This window comes from Rhizobium sp. 268 (genome assembly GCF_036571585.1).
GTDB lineage: Bacteria > Pseudomonadota > Alphaproteobacteria > Rhizobiales > Rhizobiaceae > Rhizobium > Rhizobium redzepovicii.
On sequence record NZ_JAPPSO010000004.1, the window covers coordinates 90,340 to 110,413 of the forward strand.

Sequence of the window (20,074 nt, forward strand, 5' to 3'; positions counted from 1 at the left end):
GTCCTTCCTATATTGCCGGCAGTCACCAACCGGAATTGCGCCTTGCCGCCACGCCTCACATCCTTTACCGACGACGCCCGCATCGCCCTCGACAATCTCGCCGATCGGGCAAGCGGCCTCGTCAATCCGACCGTGCGGCTCGGCGTCACGGGCCTCTCCCGCTCCGGCAAGACGGTCTTCATTTCCTCGCTGGTACACAATCTTCTGCATGGCGGCCGCCTGCCGCTGTTCGAGCCGGTGCAGTCCGGCCGCGTCTCGGCGGTGCGGCTGGAGCCGCAGCCCGACGATGCCGTACCGCGCTTCCAATACGAGGATCATATCCGCGCGCTGGTGAAGGATCGTATTTGGCCGGATTCGACCCGCGCCATCTCTGAGCTGCGCATCACACTGGATTATCAGAGCGCCAGCGGCTGGAACCGGCTTTTTTCGCCCGGCCGTTTGTCGATCGATATCGTCGACTATCCGGGCGAATGGCTGCTCGACCTGCCGCTGCTCGGCAAGGATTACCGCACCTTTAGCGAGGAAACGATCGCGCTAGCGAAAACCGGCGTCCGCTCCGAACTGTCGCGCGGATGGCTGGCGCTGACCCATGCCGCCGATATCCAGGCCGGCGCCGACGAGATGATCGCCCGCGGCCTCGCCACCGCCTTTGCCGATTATCTCAAGGCCTGCAAGGCCGACGAACGCTCGCTCTCCACCCTGCCGCCCGGCCGCCTGCTGCTGCCCGGCGATCTCGACGGCTCGCCGGCGCTGACCTTCGCACCGCTGGCCTTGCCGGCGGACGGCCGTCCCGGGCGCAACTCGCTCTGGACGATGATGGAGCGGCGCTACGAGGCCTATAAATCAGTCGTCGTCAAACCCTTCTTCCGCGAGCATTTCGCCCGGCTCGACCGCCAGATCGTGCTGGTCGATGCGCTTCAGGCGATGAACCGCGGCCCCGAAGCCGTCCAGGATCTGGAACGCGCGCTGACCGATGTGCTCGCCTGTTTCCGCCCCGGCACCAATTCGCTGCTCTCCTCGCTGCTCGGGCGCCGCATCGACCGCGTGCTGGTCGCCGCGACCAAGGCCGATCATCTCCACCATGAAAGCCACGACCGGCTCGACGCGCTGACCCGCCGCCTGGTCGATCGCGCCATCGACCGCATCGGCATGGCGGGTGCGGGCATCGACGTCATGGCGCTCGCCTCCGTGCGCGCCACCCGAGAGGCATCCGTCAAGCGCGACGGACATGACCTGCCTGTCATCGTCGGCACGCCGATGGAGGGCGAAACCATCGCCGGCGAGCGTTTCGACGGCCAGAGAAAGACCGCGATCTTTCCCGGCGACCTGCCGGCGGATCCAGAAAGCCTGTTCGACCGCATCGCCGCGGGCGAGAGCGGCTTGCGGCTGCCCGATGTCAATGTCGTCAGGTTCCGCCCGCCTCAGCTTGAGGAAACCGGCGGCGGCATCAAGCTGTCGGTCCCGCATATCCGCCTCGACCGCGCCATGCAGTTCCTGTTCGGAGATCGTCTCGCATGAGCCAGCCCCCCTCCGATCCGCCACGCCGCCCGCCCGCGGCTTTCATCTACGAGGACGAGGCCACCGAGCGCCTTGACAACGGCCGCCAGGCAGAGCAGCGGCGCAAGCCGGAAAGCTTCTCCGAAAACATCGTCGTGACGGCGGATGAGGACGATCCCTTCCTCAATCCCGACAAGGATCTGAGCGCAGTGCCCGTGGCAACGCCGCTGAGACGCCGAACCTCCTTCGGCAAGATCGCCGCCGGCGCCTTCGGCATTCTGCTGTCGCTTGGCATCGGCCTCTGGACCGATAGGCTGATCCGCGATCTCTTCACCCGTGCCGACTGGTTGGGCTATGCGGCGCTGGCCGTGCTTGCGGTCGGCATCCTCGCCGTGCTTGCGCTCATCATCCGCGAAACATTAGGGATGATGCGCCTTGCCGCCGTCCAGGCGATCAAGGCCGAAGCGGAAGCCGCGATGGTCGAAACCCGGCCGGCACGGGCGCGCGCCGTCGTCGCCCGCCTGAGCACGCTGCTGTCGGCCAATCCCGAGACATCGAAGGGCCGCGCCACGCTGAAGGCGACGGAAAGCGAGGTCATCGATCCCCCGCATCTGATTGCGCTCGCCGAACGGGAATTGCTCACGCCCCTCGACCGCAAGGCCCGTGCCCTGATCGTCAACGCCTCCAAGCGCGTCTCAATCGTCACCGCCGTCAGCCCGCGCGCCGTGGTCGACCTGCTCTACGTCCTCTATGAGGCCGTGCGTCTTATCCGCGCCATGGCCGAGCTTTACGGCGGCCGTCCCGGCACGCTCGGCATGTTCCGTCTGCTGCGCGACGTGCTGGCGCATCTGGCCGTCACCGGCTCGATCGCCGTCGGCGACAGCCTCGTCCAGCAGGTGCTCGGCCATGGGCTGGCCTCCAAGCTCTCGGCCCGGCTCGGCGAAGGCGTCATCAACGCCCTGATGACCGCCCGCATTGGAATCGCGGCAATGGATCTCTGCCGCCCGCTCGCCTTCCATGCCCTGAAGCGGCCGGGAATCGGCGATTTCATCGGCGACCTCACGCCCTCCATGTCGCCGCGCGGCAACACTCCTTGAGAGTCGGAGCAATTCCGCACACTTTGCCATCCCTAACGGAATGTTGGCGAAATTACAGCAGATTCAAGGCTCTAATAGCGACAAGCTAAAATCTGGACCGCGCGAAACCCCTGTATTCCAGCGCATTTCGGCACGATTGAAAGGAAGGATTAACCATTCCCAGGCAAAACTTGCAGCCAGTTCGTGAGTGGTGTTTGCCAAGGAAAATCCATGTATTCGCGCAAGTTTCTCATTATATGCGGTCTGGCCGCCGCGGCATTGTCTCCCGTCGCAGACGTCGCTCCGGCAGCTACCGCCGCAACCCGTGACAAGGCCTTCTTCGATTCCGTCGCCGGCTCATGGAAGGGCCCGGGCGAAATCGTCGCCGGCAAATACAAGGGGACGAAATTCACCTGCAACCTGATCGGCGAGCCCACGGGCGACAGCGGCGCCGGCATCAAGCTCGACGGCACCTGCCGCGTCGGCGTCTTCAAGCAGCCGATGACAGCCGTCATCTCGCAGTCGGGCTCGACCTACAAGGGCAAGTTCCTTGACGGCGCCGCCGGCAAGGGTCTTGACGTCGTCTCTGGCGCCGTCAGCGAAGATACCGTCGTCGTCGGCATCAACCGCGCCAAGCTGAACGGCGCGATGATCGCCCGCGTGCGTGATGACAAGACGATGAACGTCACTGTTTCGGTCAAGGTCGAAAGCCAGATGATCCCGGTCATCGGCCTGACGCTGACCCGCCAGGTCGACGAGATGGCCGTCGGGTCCATCCAGTAGATCAATCGCACCGCGGATTTTCCTGAAGCTACAGCGCATTTTCCTAAAGCGGCGGGTTTCCCGCCGTTTTCCGTTTCAGGATCTCTGCCTCAGGTTTGGAGCCACCAGTCGCGGCTGTTGTTGGCGACTTCGATGCCCGCTACCTCTGCATCTTCAAGCCAGTCGCTGACCGCCCTGCCCTTGACGATAAGGTCCGGCGCGATATCGGCAAGCGGCATCAGCACGAAACCGCGATCGGTCATGCGCGGATGCGGCAGTTCCAGCCGCGGCGCCTCCTGGATGACGTCGCCATAGGTCAGCACGTCGATGTCGAGTGTGCGCGGCCCCCAGCGCTCGATACGCTCGCGTTTCATCTCCCGTTCGATCGACAGACAGACATCGAGCAAGGTCTCCGGCTCCAGCCGGGTTTCGACGGCAGCGCAGGCGTTGAAGAAGAAGGATTGGTCGGTCTTGCCCCAGGGTGGCGTGCGGTAGAGCCGCGAGACCGCCGTAACCCGGCAGTCATCTCGTCCGTCCAGCCGCTGCAGTGCGACGGCCATCGCCTTGACGGGATCGCCGATGTTGCCGCCGAGGCCGAGTGTGGCCGATTGCAATGCAGTCTCAGGCAAAGTGTTCAACGCTCACCTGCACGAAATCGAGCACGCCGGGCACCGGCGCATTCGGCTTGCGCACCGTGATCTTTGCGCGCCGGACCTGCGGGAATGTATCGCAGAGTCCCTTGGCGATATCGAGCGCCAGGGCCTCGATCAGGTAACGCCGTTTGCCGGTGACGATCCCCTCGATCACCGTGAAGGCGATGCCGTAATTGACGGTATCGTCGATCGAATCGCTTTTCAGCGCCTCGCCGGCAACGACATCGAGCTCGGCATCGACGAAGAAGCGCTGGCCGAGGAATTCCTCCTCGTCGTGCACGCCGTGGCGCGCAAAGAAGGCGCAGTTCTGCAGCGTGATCGTGTAGGTGGTCATGTCGGCCGCTTCCTCTCGAATTCCTGGCGCGCATTCAGCATAGCATCGGCGATATCAAGCGCATCCCTGTTGATTGCGACATTGTGCACCCGGAAAACAGCAGCCCCTTGAAGCCTGAGCAGGGCGCTGGTGACGGCCGTCGCCGCATCCCTGTCTGCCGCCTCACGCCCCGTCACCGCGCCGAGGAAGCGCTTGCGCGACGTCCCGGCAAGCAGCGGCAGTCCGAAGCGGGAAAGTTCGGAAAATCGCGCCATCAGTTCGAGGTTCTCCTCCGCCGTCTCCTTGGCAAAACCGAAGCCCGGATCGAGCACGATGCGGTCGCTGTTGACGCCGGCGGCCTGAGCGATCTCAAGCGACCGCTTGAGAAAATGCACTTGGTCGGCAATCACGTCCGGAAGCTTCGCCCTGTCGCGGCCGGTATGCATGATGCAGAGCCCGGCCCCGGTCGCCGCGGCGATGTCGGCGATATCGGGCTCCTTCTGCAGCCCGAACACATCGTTGACGATATGGGCGCCGGCACTGACCGCCAGCCGCGCCGTTTCGGCGCGATAGGTATCGATCGAGATCAGCGCCTGGGTGCGCCCGCGCAGCGCCTCGATGACCGGCAGCACGCGCGCCTGCTCCTCGGAAGGACTGACGGCAGCGGCGTTCGGGCGGGTCGATTCCCCGCCGATGTCGACAATCCCGGCACCCTCGCTCACCGCGCGAAGCGCGTGCTCGACAGCAGCATCGACGGTTTCGAAGCGTCCGCCGTCGGAAAAGGAGTCCGGCGTCACATTGATGATCGCCATGATGAGAGAACGACGGCCGAGTTCGATCTCCCGGCCATGGCCCACACGCCATAAACTGCCTTCGAACCCTGTCACCAGACTTATCCTATCGATCGCGAAAAAAGCGCCATCCGATATTGCGCTTGCGGTGGCTATGCCCCAAGCTCCGGTCGATTTCAACACGGGTTGCGTTCAGAATGCCGCTTGCAGTGCGTTATATGGTCCTTCCTATCGCCTTTTCCATTGCTCTTTCCGTCTGCAGCCCAGTGGCAGCAGAAGTGATCGCATCGAAAAGCTATTCCTATTTCGACATCCGCGGCAAAACCGCGGATGAGCTCGACCGCGAACTCAGCCGGCGCGGCCCGACCTCGAGCGGCTCCTCGGCGCGCCACCCCGGCGCCACCAAGATCCGCTTCGGCGGTGAAGCCACCTATATCCAGGATAACGGACGTTGCCGTGTCGGCAACGTCAAGGTCACGGTCCACACCCAGATCATCCTGCCGCGCTGGAACAGCCGCAAGGGCGCCAGCAAGGAGCTGTCAATGATCTGGGACGCCCTGTCGAGCGATATCAAGCGCCACGAGGAGCGCCATGCCGAAATCGCCCGCGATCAGGCCCGCGCCATGGAACGCGCCATCCGCACCTTGCCTCAGCAGCGCAGCTGCGAGGCCATGCAGGAACTCGTCTCAGGCGAATCAGCTCGCGGTATAGAGGAGCACGATCGGCAGCAGGCGCGATTCGACCGGGTCGAGGCGGTCAATTTCCAGAAGCGCATGCTGAGATTGTTGAACAATCGAATCAACGGCCGAGCCGGCGCAAAATAAGGCTTTTTCAGTCTGGTTGCGAGCGGAAAACCTTAGCTGCACAACGAAACTTGTGCGAAACTTGCACCCTCCCCAGTGATTGAATGGTCATTTTTCATCCTGGCAGACTCAACCGGGACGCGTTAATATGAACACATTCGAAAGTGCAGCTACGGCATCTGCTCTTTCATCGCTGGGTTCTCCTGGCGCGTTCCGAAGCCGCGGATGTTCCTCCCTCATCCGTAGGTAATGCGCCCGCCTCGCCTCGCTCGCACCAGCGCGCGAGGCGTCTTTTTTGTGGATCCCATTCCGGCGAAGTGTGCAGCTCGGCGCTTAAGCCTGGCGTTCCGGCACGTGCACCACGAGCCCGTCAAAGGCAGCCTTCATGCGGATCTGACAGGACAGCCGCGAGGTCGGGCGCACATCGAAGGCGAAGTCGAGCATATCCTCTTCCATCGCTTCCGGCTGGCCGACTTGCTCGGTCCATGCCTCATCGACATAGACATGACAGGTCGCGCAGGCGCAAGCGCCGCCGCATTCAGCCTCGATGCCGGGCACCGAATTGCGCACGGCATTCTCCATGACGGTGGAGCCTTGGTCGACATCGAGGTCGAAGCGCGTGCCGTCGAAGGCGACGATGGTAAGTTTTGGCATCAGGACTATTTCCGGTCTTCAAATGATGGGCGGATTTTCTTCCGACAATTCGACGCTTCAGTCAACATCGGGAAAGTCGCCATAACCTCGCAGATCGGGCCTCCGCCCGCCGTCTTCAAAGCGTCATGGAAGACGTCGCAAAAAGACCCGCGGTTCCGCAATGGAACAACGGGCCTCATTCAAACTATCTCAAACAAGGCTCAGCCGCGGCAGAGCTTGAGGATGAAATTCTCGGCGTCGATGACGGCGGCACCGAGCGCTGCCGTCGCCCCGGCGTCACCGCCGGTTTCCTCGACGGCTTCGGCCGTCTGCGACACGCGGAACGCCCCCACCGAGCTTGCCGCGCCCTTCAGGCGGTGTGCGGCCGCGCCGACGCGGATGGTTTCGCCGCTCGCAATATCCTGCAGGCATGCGCGAGCCTGGCGCGCAAACATCTGAAGGACTTCGATTTCCAGCGACTTGTCGCCCATCGTCTGCTTGGCGAGATGGACGAGATCGATCGGCCGGACCTTGGAGGGACAGGGTCCCTTTGCATTATCCGGCGCCTCGAATACGATGTTCAAAGCTGCCATCTGAGCTGCCATTGCCAATTCTCCCGTCTCGTGTCGTGCGCAGTTGCAACAGTTCTGCGACAGGAGGGTGGCCATCGCGTTAAATTCCGACACATGCAGGGCGGAAATCTCGCCATATGGTTAACATCCGTTAAATATCGCTAAATTATTGGTTTTTAAGCGGTGCCGCAGATTTAAAGATGTTAACAACGGGTTAACGAGCTTGGAATCTCAAGCCTTCATTAATTGTGTGAAGAGCCCAGATGTGTCACTACGATACTGGTGGAGCGGGTTTACGGTACGCGCCTTTGCCGAGCGAGTGGATAATGGTAGTGTTTTGATACCTTCCGTTTGAAAAAGCGGCTATCTACTCTGAAATAACATGCTTATCCGTCCGTCGTTGGGATGGAAGGCTGGAACGGCAAAGTTGTTCCCCGGCGAGGCGGAAGCCCGGGATTGCGCTGCCGGACCGGCCGACAGTAACGAGGCATAACCAATGGCGAACAACAAATATAACGAGTCGATTGAGGACAAGGCGTTCAAGGCATTGGACGAGGCGCTCCAGATCGACTTCGGCAAAGATAACGTGCCGTCTCGCCGCGGCGATGCGCCAGAGGCCCCGGAGGCTAATGTGTCTGATCCAGTGAATGCGCGTAACCAGCAGGCCCAGGAAGAAGCGCAGCGCCGCAACCGCCGCAGCGCCGGGGCCGAGCAGGCTTCCAGGGGGCCGGCTTTCACGCCCGCCAACGATGCCAGCCGCAACACGCCCGCCTCGATTCTGAAATCCTTCGACGGCGCCTCCAGCCGCTCGGCGGTGCGCACCGCCACGCTGTTCTCAGTGCTTTGGGTCATGGGCGGCCTCGGCCTGATGTCGCTGCTTTATGCCCCGCAGATCTGGCAGATCCGTTCGCTCGCCGATCTCGTCGCCCTGCCTGGCGTCATCGCCGGCCTCGTCGGCATCATTATCCCCGTCATGATGTTCTATGCTTTCGCCATCATGATCGCCCGCGCCCAGGACATGCGCAACGCCGCCCGTTCCATGGCGGAGGTCGCATTGCGACTGGCGGAGCCGGAAACCATCGCCTCCGAGCGCATCATGACCGTCGGCCAGGCCGTGCGCCGTGAGGTCTCGGCCATGAATGAAGGCATCGAACGCACCATCGCGCGTGCGTCCGAACTCGAAACGCTTGTCCATTCCGAAGTTAATGCACTTGAACGCTCCTATGCCGACAACGAGTTGCGCGTCCGCGGCCTCGTCCACGAACTCGGCTCGGAGCGCGAGGCGATCGTCAACCATGCCGATCGCATCCGCACCTCGATCGGCAGCGTCCATGACCAGTTGAAGGAAGAGCTCTCGCTGGCAACCGAAGAGATCGCCGTGCGGCTTTCCACATCGGGCGAAGCCTTTGCCTCGCTGATCGATACGCGCGCCGCGACGATTCTGGAAAAATCGGACAATGCCCTGCAATCGATCGGCAGCCTGCTCGCCGCCAAGACCGATAGCCTGCTGCAGACGCTGAACGCATCGGGTTTCGCGCTCGCCACCGAATTCGACAACCGCCTCGAAGCGCTCTCCGTCAACCTCAATGACCATGGCGAAAAACTGCTCAGCCAATTCGAGACGCGCGCCTCAACCATGGACAGCAGCACCGAGAAACTGAATGCCGCGCTGCACGAGCGCACGCAGCAGCTCAGCGAGATACTGATCGCCCGCACCCGCGAGATCAATGAGAGCCTCACTTCAGGTGAACGCACCATCGGCGGCACGCTTGACGACGTGCTGTCGAAGCTGAACAGCGCCCTCGATGAAAAGGGAGCGAGCTTCCGCCAGAGCCTGCAGAGCACCGCCGACGACGCCGTCATGGATCTCGACGTCCGCTCCGGCTTCTTCGAAGAACGGCTCCAGACGACCGTCGCCCAGCTGTCTACCGCCTTCGACGAACGGGTCGCTGAATTCACTAGCGCCTTCGACAAGCGCACCGGCTCGCTCGACACCAAGCTGATGGAGAGCCTCGCCCGCATCAACGAGACGCTGACCGGCGGCTCGGATTCGATCGACGGCATCCTAAGTTCCGGCATCGACCGGCTGAGCTCCTCGATGACCGACCAGTCGCTGGCACTCGCCACTGCGCTTTCCACCGGCCACGAAGTGCTGGAAAGCGCGCTCGGCACCCGGGCGGACGAAATCACCGCGGCGCTCACCAACCGCACCGGCGAACTGACTTCGGCGCTGCAGAGCGCCACTTCGGAAATCGCGCTGACGCTTGCATCCGGCACCTCCGATCTCCAGAACAATCTTCAGGCCCGCTCGGCCGAATTCCGCGACACGCTGCGCACCACCACCAGCGATCTGACCACCGCCGTTGCCGCCGGCACCGAGCAGGTCACCGCAGCCTTCGGCGGCCGCGGCGAGGAGCTGAGCGGCATGCTGACTGCCCGCGCTGCCGAAATCAGCGAGGCGCTCGGCACGGCCCACGGCCGCATCGACAACGTCATGGCCGAGCGCGGCGGTGCGCTTGTCGATGCGCTTACCACCCATCACGGCCGCTTCGAAGAAGCGCTGACATCACGCGCCGATGCCATCATCGATGCCGTCTCCGGCACCCATGACCGTCTGGCCGAGACGCTCGACGAAAAGGCGATGGCCCTCGCCATCTCCCTCAACGAGAGCCAGGCCCGCATCGAGGATACGCTCGAGACCCGCTCGGAAGCGCTGCTGAACGCGGTATCGGGCACGCATGACCGCCTCTCCGAGACACTCGATGAAAAGGCCATGGCGCTCGCCATTTCGCTCAATGAAAACCAGGCCCGCATTGAAGATACGCTCGAGACCCGCTCCACGGCCCTGCTGAACGCCGTCTCCGGCACCCATGACCGCCTGTCCGAAACGCTGGACAGCAAGGCCGCCGCCCTGACCACCTCGCTCGATGAGCGCCATGCCCGCATCGACAATGCGCTTGGAACCCGTGCCGAGGCATTGCTGAACACCGTGTCCGGCACGCGCGACCGACTTGCCGAGACCCTCGACGAAAAGGCGGCGGCCTTCGCCATCTCCTTGAACGAGAGCCAGGCCCGCATCGAAGAGACGCTTCAGACCCGCTCGGCGGCTCTGTTGAACGCTGTCTCCGGCACGCATGATCGTCTGTCCGAAACGCTGGAAGGCAAAGTGGAAGCTTTTGCCACCTCGCTCAGCGAAGGCCAGGCTCGCATCGAGGAGACGCTCGAAAGCCGCTCCGCGGCCCTCTTGAATGCGGTCTCCGGCACCCATGAGCGCCTGTCCGAAACGCTGGATGAAAAGGCGATGACGCTCGCCATCTCGCTGAATGAGAGCCAGTCACGGATCGAAGACACGCTCGAAGCGCGCTCCGAAGCCTTCCTCAAGGCCGTGTCCGGCACGCATGAGCGGCTTTCGGAAACGCTCGATGAAAAGTCGGCAGCCCTCGCCGCCTCGCTCAACGAAGGTCAGAGCCGCCTGCAGGACACGCTTGACAGCCGCTCGGAATCCTTCCTCAGTGCGGTCTCCACTACCCACGACCGCCTGTCCGAGACACTCGACGACCGGGCAATGGCGCTTGCCATTTCGCTGAACGAGAGCCAGAGCCGGCTCGAGGAAACCCTGACCTCAGGCGCCGATGCCATCACCCAGGCGGTCTCCGGCACGCATGACGGCCTGAACGGTGTGCTCGACCGGAAAGCTGCGGCCATCGCCTCCTCGCTGAATGAAGGCCAGGCCCGCCTCGAGGAAGCCCTGGTGCACCGCACCGCCGCGATCATCGGTGCCGTAACGGCAACGCACGACAGGCTGACCGACACGCTCGACGAAAAGACCATGGCGCTCGCCATTTCGCTCGACGACAACCAGAGCCGCTTCGACAGCGTGCTCGAAGCGCGCAGCAACGCCATCATGGAGGCCGTCTCCGGCGCCGAGTCGCGCGTCGCCAGCGCCTTCACCGACAAGACCGATGCTATCCGCGCCGCTTACACCGACAATCAGCAACGGCTCGAAAATGCGCTTTCCGAGCATAGTGCCGCCCTTTCCGGCGTTCTCGATGCCGGCGGCGCTCGCTTCGAGGATCTCGTCGGCGGCCTGACCGGCCGCATCGAAGGTCGTCTGAGCGATGCCCATGCGCGGCTCGGAGGCCTCGCCGACGAGGCCGCGGCGCGTATCGAAGGCGGGCTCACCTCTGCCCATGAGCGCATCCGCACGACGCTTGAAGATCGCGCCAATGCCATCGATCTGTCGCTGAACCAGGCCCATACGCTTATCAACGATACGCTGACGGAACACGCGACCAGCATCGGCACCTCGGTGGCGACGAGCGTCAGCATGCTCGAAATGTCGCTGGAGGACCGTGAAGCCTCGATCCGCCAGGCTATCGATGCCAGCGCCCAGACGTTGGAAGAGCGCATGCATGCCGGCGCCGGCCAGATCGCCGGCCGCTTCCAGGAGGCGGCAAATGCGATTTCCACCTCCACGCAGAATTTCTCCGCCCAACTCGATCAGTCTGTCGAAAGCCTGACCGGCCGTTTTGAAGAAACCGGATCGCGGGTGGAATCCGGTCTAGCGGCGATCGAGACCCGCATCAGCAACGGCGTCGGCGGTGTCGCCGAAAGGGTCGAAGCCGCCAGCGGCCAGCTCTCCGGCGTGCTTGCCGACGGCATCTCCCGTATCAGCGCGCTTAGCGACGACGCCAACCGGCGTATCACCGCGACGCTCGAAGGCAGCGCCGCAAACCTCACCCAGGCGATCGACAGCCGCGCCGCCAATCTGGCCGAGACGCTCGACAGCCGCGCTACAACCCTGACCGGCGCCATCGACGGCCGCACCGCCAGCCTTGGCGAAACCCTCGACCGCGGCAATGAACGCATCGAGGAACGTCTGTCCACCATGGATCGTGCGTTGACCGTCGGCCTCGATGCCGTCAACCGCACCATCGAAGGCAAGGCCGCCGGCCTCGCCTCGACGCTGCGCAGCGCGGTTGCCGAGGCGGCCCAGGGAATGGAAGGCGAAGCGACGAGAACCACCGAGCTGCTCGGCAAGACCGGCCAGCAATTCGCCGTCGATCTCAATGCGAAAAGCGACGAATTCACCCGCACCATGGATGAGCGCTCGTCGCAGATCGTCACCCGCGTCGCCGAAGCCCAGAGCCGGCTGGCAAGCCAGGCCGCCGCCGTCGCCCAGACCTTCTCGGAAGCCGGCAACGCCATCGTCAACAAGGTTGCCGAGGCCGAGACCATCGTCGGTACGCAGGTCAATGCCATCTCCAAGGCGCTGTCGGATGCCGGCCAGTCTCTGGAGACGCGCGGCGATGCCATCCGCTCAACGTTGTCGGGAGCCGGCAACGAGATTTCCGCCACCATGGCGGATGTCGATCGGGCGCTCGAAGCCCGCAGCAACGCTATCCGCTCCAATCTCGAGGAGCGCGCCCGCGAGATCGATACGACCTTTTCCGGCATCGACCGGGCGCTCGAAGCGCGCGGCAATTCGATCCGCGCGACACTCGACGAGCGCACCCGCGACCTCAACTCGATGCTCGCTGGCCGTTCGGTCGAATTGACGCGCATCCTCGACGAAACTGCCCGTCCGATCATCGACCGATATACCGATGCCGGCGAACAGGCCGCCGCCCGCATCACCGCAGCAGCCAACCTCAGCGCCGACCGTCTGCGTACCGAAAACGAAGCGCTCGCCAGCGCCGTTGCCGCCCGCACCGAGAATGTCGCCAACGCCGTCAGCGCCATCGAAAACAGCCTGGTCGGCAACGTCAACGGCCTCGTCGAGCGCATGTCGGAAAGCAGCGCGGCGATGGCGATGATGATGAACCGCGCCGTCGAGCAGCTGACCAGCGTCGACAGCCGTCTCGGCGAAACCACGACGCGCTTTGCCGACTCCACCACCAAGGCTGCCGAAATGGTCAACGCCTCGACCCGGCTTCTCGAAGGCAAGGTCGACCGCCTCTCCGACATTTCGGGGCAGACGCTGTCACAGGTCGGCGGCATCATCGGCCGGTTCGACGAACACTCCAAGGTCCTGACACAGGCCTCGCAGCTTCTCGGCGCCGCCCAGTCCAACCTTGCCTCGACGCTCGAAGAGCGCGAAGGCGCGCTGCAAGCGCTCTCCGTCAGCCTGGTTCAACGCTCCGACGAGATCGAGAAGACCATGCGCGGCCTCGGCGGCATGATCGAGACCGTGTTCGAGCGAGCCGAACAGCGCTCCAGCCAGGTCACCGGCAATCTGCGCCAGGGCGTGCAGTCCTCCTTCGCCGATATCGGCCGCATTCTTACCGAAACCGAGAAACGCGCCCAGGAAGCCGCCGAGACGATGCGCGAGGCGATCACCCGCGCCGGCGACGAGGCCAATACGACGATCGACGGCACCTTCGCCAATGTCGAGCGTCGCTCCGGCGACCTCTCCAACCGCATACGCGGTGGCCTGACGGCGTCGCTGTCGGAAGTCGAGCGCATGCTCGGCGAAGCCGGCCGCGCCTCCGACGGCGCCGCCCAGCACATGCGCGAAGCATTGCGCGAAGCGATCGATGATGCCGTCGGCCGCTTCTCCGGCGCCACCGATGATATCCGCCGCTCCGCCGCCGACATCCGCAACGAGCTCGACGCCACCCGCGCCGAACTGAAGCGCGGCGCCTTCGACCTTCCCGAGGAAGCCAAGGAAAGCGCCTCGGCCATGCGCCGGGCCGTCGCCGAGCAGATCAAGGCGCTGCAGGATATCTCCCAGCTCGTCGGCCGCTCCAGCCAGCAGCTCGAGATCTCTGAGCCCGTCGCCCGCACGCTCGCCCAGACGCAGCCGGCCCCGCGTGCCGCCCAGCCGATCCCAAGTCAGCCGACCGCAAGTCAGCCGGTGACGCCCCCGCCGCCACAGCCGGCAGCGCCCGCGCCGATCGAAGCGACGGGCCTGCGCGGAACGATCGCCCCGCCGGCACCTGCTGCCGCTCCGCAGCCTGCGCCTGCCCGTCAGGAACCAGGCCGCCAGGAACCGGCTCGTGCCGAAAGCGGCGGCTGGATCAGCGATCTGCTGCGCGGCGCATCACGTGAGGAGGCCGCCGACGAGGCGCCTGCCCGTGCCCCGGCTCGCTCGGCGGAAACCGCCACACCGGCCGCACGCAGCAGTGACATCCGCAATCCGCGCCATGTCGTCGAATCGCTGAACTCGCTCTCTGTCGATATCGCCCGCGCCATCGATCACGACGCCTCGGTCGATCTGTGGCGCCGCTATCAGCGCGGCGAGCGCGACGTCTTCACCCGCCGCCTGTACACGCTGAAGGGCCAGCAGACCTTTGACGAGATCAAGCGCAAATATGACCGCGAACCGGAATTCCGCACCGCCGTCGATCGCTATATCGGTGATTTCGAAAAGCTGCTGGCCGACGTCGCCCGCACCGACCCGAACCAGATCGTCTCGCAGTCCTACCTGACCTCAGATACGGGCAAGGTCTACACCATGCTTGCCCATGCCGCAGGCAGGCTCAGCTGAGTTTGCCGATTTGAATTGACGTTGAGGGAAAGCCGCTTGACCATGTGTCAGGCGGCTTTTCTCGTAAGATGCCGGTGCGACTAAAACCTCTCTTGCAGCCATTGGCGAGTACCGAGCCCCCTTTGTCCAGCCACGGAAAACCGCCCCGAATGACCCAGGCCCTTCTGATCATCGACGTGCAGAATGCGATCCTTTCCGGAAAAGCCTTGCCGGAGCGCCAGCCCGAGATTGATGCCGCACTCGACGAGACCGTCGCGCGGCTGGCGTCGCTTCAGGAGAAAGCTCGGAATGCGGGCGCGCCGGTCGTGCTGATCCAACATGACGGCGACAGTGGTCACCGCTTGGCCGTCGGCACGGAAGGATGGGCGCTGCGCCAGGAGATTGCGCCGGAACCAGGCGAGGTCGTCGTGCGCAAGAAAAGCGCCGATTCTTTCTTCGAGACCGACCTTGCCGAACGCCTGAACGAACGCTCGATCACTCACCTCGTCATCGGCGGCTGCATGTCGCAATTCTGCGTCGACACGACGGTCAGGCGCGCCGTTTCTCTTGGCTATAACGTGACGCTGGTGGCGGATGGCCACACCACCGGCGATACGGCGACCCTTACCTTCTCCGAGATTGTCGCCCACCACAATGAAACGCTCGACGGTTTCGACGCCGGCAGGGCGATCGTCGATATCCGTCCCACCGCCAACATTGATTTTTCATAAGGCTCCGGCAGCAACAGCCAACATCAAATCGGAAGCAGGCGATCGGTCCTCAACTTGACGATCAGCGCCTCGACGACCTCCGGCACATCCCTCGCAGCCGTATCGACAATGATCGGCCTCCGCCCCCAATCGTCATATTCTCGCTCGACGGTTTCCTGCCACGTCGGCTTCACCAGACCTTCCACATCCGTTTTCCGCGTCTCGGCCCGACGGCGGTGCTCGATCTTGTCGGAACAGATCACTTCCACTTCGACCGCGAGCACGCCGGACCGCGCCGCGACCGCCAGCCAAGCGTCGCGGGTTATGTCAAGCGGATTGACCGAGTCGGCAATCACCACGCGGCCGAGGGTGAGATTGTCCTCGGCAACCCCATAGGCGACGACATACCCTGCCGGACCGACGTCTCTTGCAGGGTCACCACCGGACACTCTGATCGCCTGCTCGATGGTGTCCACCCGGACGTATAAGGCACCCAGCCGTTTCGCGAGCGCGCGGGCAACAGTCGTTTTCCCGCTCCCCGGCAAGCCGCCAAAGATAATCAGCATGGCTTCTCATCCCATTGTTCGATGAATGCATGTAGGCCCGAGGAGATATACAATCGTGTCCTTGTCGCTGATCCTATTCATAGCAACGGGACGCCCGAACGTTCAACGCCGGCAAACGACGACAGCTCGCTACCAACCGCACCATGTGCCATGGAAAGCCGGGACCGCCGCAGCGACCCCGGTTCCCTTTCTCACCGATCGGCCGCTATGCCCCAATTGTAAACGCACCGATCGAGACCGATGGCGATTTCCAGCACGAGGACGCCATGGTCGACAGCAGGTCCTTTTTTTGGTTGCGACCGATAGCGTTGCGGAAAGTCCGTGCGTCGCGAGATCGAGCAGACCTCCATCCATTTGTCGCCATTGTCGACCTCGATATCCATCGTCACCTCGGAATAGGCCAGCAGCCGGTCGGAGGGCACGATCCGCGTCGGTAGATGGATCAGCGAGGCGATCATGCGGCGCACCGGTTCGAGGCAGGCGGCGTGATAGTCGTTGCCGCTGTCGGTCGTGAAGGCGCATTGGAATTCCAGCTGCCAGAACTCCTTCAGCCGGATGTGTTTGGTCGCCTGCTCCTGCTCGCGGCGATAGGACCGGCCCGCCTGCCAGACGCAGAGCGGCAGCCGCGTCTTCGAGTGGTTGCCGAGAATATACTGCATATAGGCATAGGTTGACGGCGTGGTCTCAGGTCTCAGCACCAGCGCGGTATCGCCGGCGGAAAGCTGTTCTTGGACCCAAATATCGACGTTCGAATAGGCGCTGGAAACCATCTCCAGCGGCATCAGCGCCGGCGCCTCGACCCTTCTGACATCCCAGGCCGGATTGACCGATTTGAGAAAGCGGCCGACCTCTTGCGAGAAGAAGCCGATCATATGATCGCGCAGATGGATCTCGCGCTCCTCCCAATGGACGAGCGAATTGACATGATAAAGATTGAGCACGGCGCCTGTCTCCCTGGCAGCCTTGATTGACGTGGTGAGGGGCTTTACGTCCAGCAGCGCGCCGGACGCCCGGAGCGCCCAACGTCACAGCGGGACGCGGAGACCTCGTCCGTCAAATGCGCGCACACTCGCGACCTGCAGGCAGGTGCTGAAATGGCGAGAGAAAGGGGCGCGCTTCATGGTCATGATCGAATTTTCTACGTGCCGCCCGTGCCTTTGCCAAAACCCCAATTCGCTGAGACAAAATGAATCAGCTGTGGATGGGCTTTTTTATTGCCGCCCGTCCTTCATTTGGTCACAAACTTTCTCGATCGGCTTGCGTTTAGCTAACGGCTGACCCGACCTTCCAACGCTCGACCTTCCAACGACAGAGACAGTAACATCGATGACCAAGACGACCTCCCGGCTCCTTGCCACCGCGCTCTCTTCCGCCGTTCTGCTGGGCGCGTTCACCCTGGCCGAGGCCGGCCAGGCGAGCTTCGTCGTCGATGCGCAATCCGGTCAGGTTCTCGAAGCCTCCAATCAGGACGACCTGAACTATCCGGCGTCGCTGACCAAGATGATGACGCTCTACCTCGCCTTCGAGGCCCTGCATGAGGGACGCCTCACCTGGGACCAGAAGCTCACCATGTCGGAAAATGCCGAGAGCAAGGAACCGTTCAAGCTCGCCGTCGGCGCCGGCCGCCAGGTGACGCTGCGCGAAGCGGTCGAAAGCATCGTCGTCTTGTCCGCCAACGATTCTGCCGTGGCGATCGCCGAACAGCTCGGCGGCTCCGAACAGGCTTTTGCCAAAGCGATGACCGACAAGGCGCGCCAGCTCGGCATGACGAATACGGTCTTCAGGAATCCCTCGGGCCTTCCCGATCCCGAGCAGGTCACCTCGGCGCGAGATATGGCAACTCTCGGCATTTCGCTGATGCGGGACTTTCCCGAGGAGTTCAAGCTCTTCTCTATGCGCGGCTTCCAGTTCCGCGGCATGAAGCTGCGCGGCCACAACAACCTCATGTATCGTTATGACGGCGTCGACGGCATCAAGACCGGTTATACCGACGCATCGGGCTATAATGTCGTGACATCGGCGCTGAAGGACGGCCGCCGCGTCGTCGGCGTCGTCATGGGTGAAAAGACAGCGAGCCTGCGCGACGACAAGATGGCAGGCCTGCTGGACAGCACCCTGTCTCCCTCATCAAGCGCGACAGCTTCCACAACGCCGAGCAACCAGCCCGGAGCGACGATGACGGATGCGCAGCCGACAAAATAGGCTGCTATTCTATCTGAAAGCCACTTCCAGGTGTTGCCGGTCCTGGGCGATCACCCGGCAATTCGTTTCGAATCCTTCTCCCTTGATGGCAAGAATGAACTCGGAAGGAATGCCGGCCGAACTGGACACCGAAATGCCGGCGCTTTCCGAGCCGATGGATTTGACGGTGCAGTCGATGGTCGAGCGTCGATCGTTGAACAGGATCGAACCTGCCTTCAGCACCCGCCGCCGCGCACCAATTGCGTGATCGGCGTGGATGGAACTCCATGACACGCAACGATTTCGTCCCGCATGTTTGGCCTGATACATCGCGGCATCCGCCTGAGCCAACAGCGTCTCGATCTCCTTGCTGACGATCGAAAGCGCCGACGTTCCGAAGCTCGCCGTGACATTCAAAGAACCGTGATCACCGCGAATGGGCTGCGCGGCGATGGCGGCTCTGAGCTTTTCGGCGACGGCGAAAGCCCCTTCCCGGTCGACATGCGGCAGGACGACGGCAAATTCCTCGCCTCCGATACGCCCGAACAGATCGCCGGCGCGAAGGGTCGCCTTGCAAATCGAGGCAACCGCCTTGAGAACCGCATCTCCCGCGGCATGCCCATAGGTATCGTTCACCTTCTTGAAATGGTCGATATCGAAGGCGATGCAGGACAGGTCATGCTGGTGCCGCAAAGCGAGCGAAATCAGCTGATCGGCTTCCTGCTTGAAAGCGCGCCGTGTCATCGCCTCGGTCAAACTGTCGGTGGCGGCCGACTGTACGAGCTCGATGCGGTCCATCGCCGCCCCCGCCAGTTCCTGGAGAATGTCGAGATCTCTGCTGCCGAACGATCTCGGCCGGCGGTCGATCGCGCAGACCGTTCCGATCAAATGCCCGGCCTTCGTTCTCAACGGCACGCCGGCATAAAAGCGGATATGGTCTTCGCCGGTCACCGCAGAATGTTTTGAAAAGCGCGCGTCCTTGGTCGCATCCTGCACGATAACGGGTTCGTCGCAGTCCACCACGCAGCGGCAGAATGTGTCGTCGAGCGACACTTCGTCGGCGGAGAGGCCGGAACAGGCCTTGTACCATTGCCGGTGCGCATCGATCAGGGAAACGATGCCGATGTCGATGGAAAAGATTTGCTTTATCAGGCGGACGATCCGCTCAAAACCTTCGTCCCGCGGCGTGTCGAGAAGATCGAGCTGCTGCAGCGCAGCCAGGCGGTCGTTATCGCGCTGGATCGCCTCCGACGACGACTTTCCGAATACTCTTACGACCACCATGCAGCATGCCTCCTGACAGCGATAACATGATGCGTTCCACAAATTCGTGAAGAATTTGAATACGATGACAGCCCCGACTTCATGGAGCCGCATATTTTTCAGAATCGGCAACCCTTGATGTCGACGCAGCGGTCGCCAAACGCCATCTCAGATTGAACGCAGCGTCCAGTTGACGATCTCGGAGACAACCGTGGAGAAGGCGCGGTCTAGGCCCTTGACGAAGCCGGCATTGTCGCCGCCGGCCGGCGCCATGGCGCGGAACACCTTTTGTGCGCGCACCGAGCCGTTGCGGTCGTTGAGGATCTTGGCGGAGATTTCGACCACCGCCTGATTGCCGTTGGAAGCGTCGATCTCGAAGGAGCGAATATCGGTGACGACCTGATAGTCGATCGCCAGTCCCTGCCCCGGTATGCCGACGCCACCGAGTTTGCCGGAGTTCTCGAAGGCTTCCACCAGTTTCGACTGCACCATGCGCGGCAGCTTGTCGCCCCATTGCGCCCGCGAGAGATACTGAATTTCCGAAGGCGAAACGCGGATGACGATCTGCTCGCTGCCGATCGCACTCAGCGCCGTTGGCGAAGCGATCAGGATCTGGCGAGATTTGGCCGCGGGTCCGTCACCGTCAGCGGCGGCGGATAGGTCATAGGTATCGTTCTTGGCCGCGGTGCCGCACCCCGAAAGGATCAGCGCCGTCAGCGGCAGCGCGATCACCGTTCCCCTGATCCATGAACGGCGCGACAAGAGATGCGATGCGACCATATTAGG

The 20,074-nt window shown here is 63.0% G+C and carries 16 protein-coding genes; 7 read left to right on the top strand and 9 right to left on the bottom strand.

The window, feature by feature from the left end:
* Positions 1 to 42: 42 nt before the first annotated feature.
* The 3 genes from OS035_RS09150 (at position 43) to OS035_RS09160 (ending at position 3,356) form a co-directional block, all read left to right on the top strand.
* Entirely contained in the window at positions 43 to 1,518 is a 1,476-nt protein-coding gene (locus OS035_RS09150; protein ID WP_310806478.1) for a YcjX family protein, read from the top strand.
* Complete coding sequence (locus tag OS035_RS09155; protein WP_097628580.1) at positions 1,515 to 2,594, top strand: YcjF family protein; 1,080 nt, start codon at positions 1,515 to 1,517, stop codon at positions 2,592 to 2,594. The genes OS035_RS09150 and OS035_RS09155 overlap by 4 nt, the downstream gene beginning before the upstream one ends.
* Before the next feature lie 210 nt (positions 2,595 to 2,804).
* Positions 2,805 to 3,356 carry a hypothetical protein gene (locus tag OS035_RS09160; protein ID WP_003579600.1) on the top strand — a complete coding sequence of 184 codons (552 nt, stop codon included), beginning with the start codon at positions 2,805 to 2,807 and terminating at the stop codon, positions 3,354 to 3,356.
* 89 nt (positions 3,357 to 3,445) lie between these two features.
* On the opposite strand, the gene folK is transcribed toward OS035_RS09160, so the two are convergent.
* The 3 genes from folK to folP are packed head-to-tail and all read right to left on the bottom strand — an operon-like array spanning position 3,446 to position 5,188.
* On the bottom strand, positions 3,446 to 3,964 hold the full coding sequence (gene folK, locus OS035_RS09165; protein WP_183781938.1) for a 2-amino-4-hydroxy-6-hydroxymethyldihydropteridine diphosphokinase: 519 nt from the start codon (positions 3,962 to 3,964) through the stop codon (positions 3,446 to 3,448).
* A complete protein-coding gene (gene folB / locus OS035_RS09170) occupies positions 3,957 to 4,322 on the bottom strand; it encodes a dihydroneopterin aldolase (protein WP_097628577.1) in 366 nt (121 codons plus the stop codon). Before folB ends, folK begins: the two co-directional genes overlap by 8 nt.
* Positions 4,319 to 5,188, bottom strand: coding sequence for a dihydropteroate synthase (gene folP, locus OS035_RS09175; protein WP_097628576.1), 870 nt, complete (start codon positions 5,186 to 5,188; stop codon positions 4,319 to 4,321). Before folP ends, folB begins: the two co-directional genes overlap by 4 nt.
* 101 nt (positions 5,189 to 5,289) lie before the next feature.
* Here folP and OS035_RS09180 point away from each other — a divergent pair, with 101 nt between their 5' ends.
* Positions 5,290 to 5,916, top strand: a complete 627-nt coding sequence (locus OS035_RS09180) for a DUF922 domain-containing Zn-dependent protease (protein WP_097628575.1) — start codon at positions 5,290 to 5,292, stop codon at positions 5,914 to 5,916.
* Positions 5,917 to 6,228: 312 nt separating this feature from the next.
* On the opposite strand, the gene OS035_RS09185 is transcribed toward OS035_RS09180, so the two are convergent.
* Positions 6,229 to 6,549 (bottom strand): 2Fe-2S iron-sulfur cluster-binding protein, encoded by a 321-nt coding sequence (locus tag OS035_RS09185; protein WP_331813625.1) that lies wholly within the window; start codon positions 6,547 to 6,549, stop codon positions 6,229 to 6,231.
* A 200-nt stretch (positions 6,550 to 6,749) separates the two neighbouring features.
* The gene (locus tag OS035_RS09190) at positions 6,750 to 7,133 is read right to left on the bottom strand and encodes an Hpt domain-containing protein (protein ID WP_003569019.1); all 384 of its coding nucleotides are present in this window, start codon (positions 7,131 to 7,133) and stop codon (positions 6,750 to 6,752) included.
* Between the two features lie 463 nt (positions 7,134 to 7,596).
* Here OS035_RS09190 and OS035_RS09195 point away from each other — a divergent pair, with 463 nt between their 5' ends.
* Both OS035_RS09195 and OS035_RS09200 read left to right on the top strand, forming a co-directional pair.
* Entirely contained in the window at positions 7,597 to 14,589 is a 6,993-nt protein-coding gene (locus OS035_RS09195) for a hypothetical protein (RefSeq protein ID WP_131711007.1), read from the top strand.
* Positions 14,590 to 14,738: 149 nt separating this feature from the next.
* On the top strand, positions 14,739 to 15,299 hold the full coding sequence (locus OS035_RS09200) for a cysteine hydrolase family protein (RefSeq protein ID WP_131711008.1): 561 nt from the start codon (positions 14,739 to 14,741) through the stop codon (positions 15,297 to 15,299).
* A 23-nt stretch (positions 15,300 to 15,322) separates the two neighbouring features.
* Here the strand turns inward: OS035_RS09200 and OS035_RS09205 are convergent, their stop codons facing one another.
* On the bottom strand, positions 15,323 to 15,844 hold the full coding sequence (locus OS035_RS09205; protein ID WP_131711009.1) for an AAA family ATPase: 522 nt from the start codon (positions 15,842 to 15,844) through the stop codon (positions 15,323 to 15,325).
* Positions 15,845 to 16,035: 191 nt separating this feature from the next.
* The gene (locus OS035_RS09210; protein WP_183781869.1) at positions 16,036 to 16,785 is read right to left on the bottom strand and encodes an aminoacyl--tRNA ligase-related protein; all 750 of its coding nucleotides are present in this window, start codon (positions 16,783 to 16,785) and stop codon (positions 16,036 to 16,038) included.
* Positions 16,786 to 17,170: 385 nt separating this feature from the next.
* Here OS035_RS09210 and OS035_RS09215 point away from each other — a divergent pair, with 385 nt between their 5' ends.
* Complete coding sequence (locus OS035_RS09215; RefSeq protein ID WP_131711011.1) at positions 17,171 to 18,046, top strand: D-alanyl-D-alanine carboxypeptidase family protein; 876 nt, start codon at positions 17,171 to 17,173, stop codon at positions 18,044 to 18,046.
* A gap of 9 nt (positions 18,047 to 18,055) precedes the next feature.
* Here the strand turns inward: OS035_RS09215 and OS035_RS09220 are convergent, their stop codons facing one another.
* Together OS035_RS09220 and OS035_RS09225 are read right to left on the bottom strand one after the other, a co-directional pair.
* Positions 18,056 to 19,309 (bottom strand): sensor domain-containing diguanylate cyclase, encoded by a 1,254-nt coding sequence (locus OS035_RS09220; RefSeq protein ID WP_131711012.1) that lies wholly within the window; start codon positions 19,307 to 19,309, stop codon positions 18,056 to 18,058.
* Between the two features lie 147 nt (positions 19,310 to 19,456).
* Positions 19,457 to 20,068, bottom strand: a complete 612-nt coding sequence (locus OS035_RS09225; protein WP_131711013.1) for an ABC-type transport auxiliary lipoprotein family protein — start codon at positions 20,066 to 20,068, stop codon at positions 19,457 to 19,459.
* Between the last annotated feature and the right edge of the window lie 6 nt (positions 20,069 to 20,074).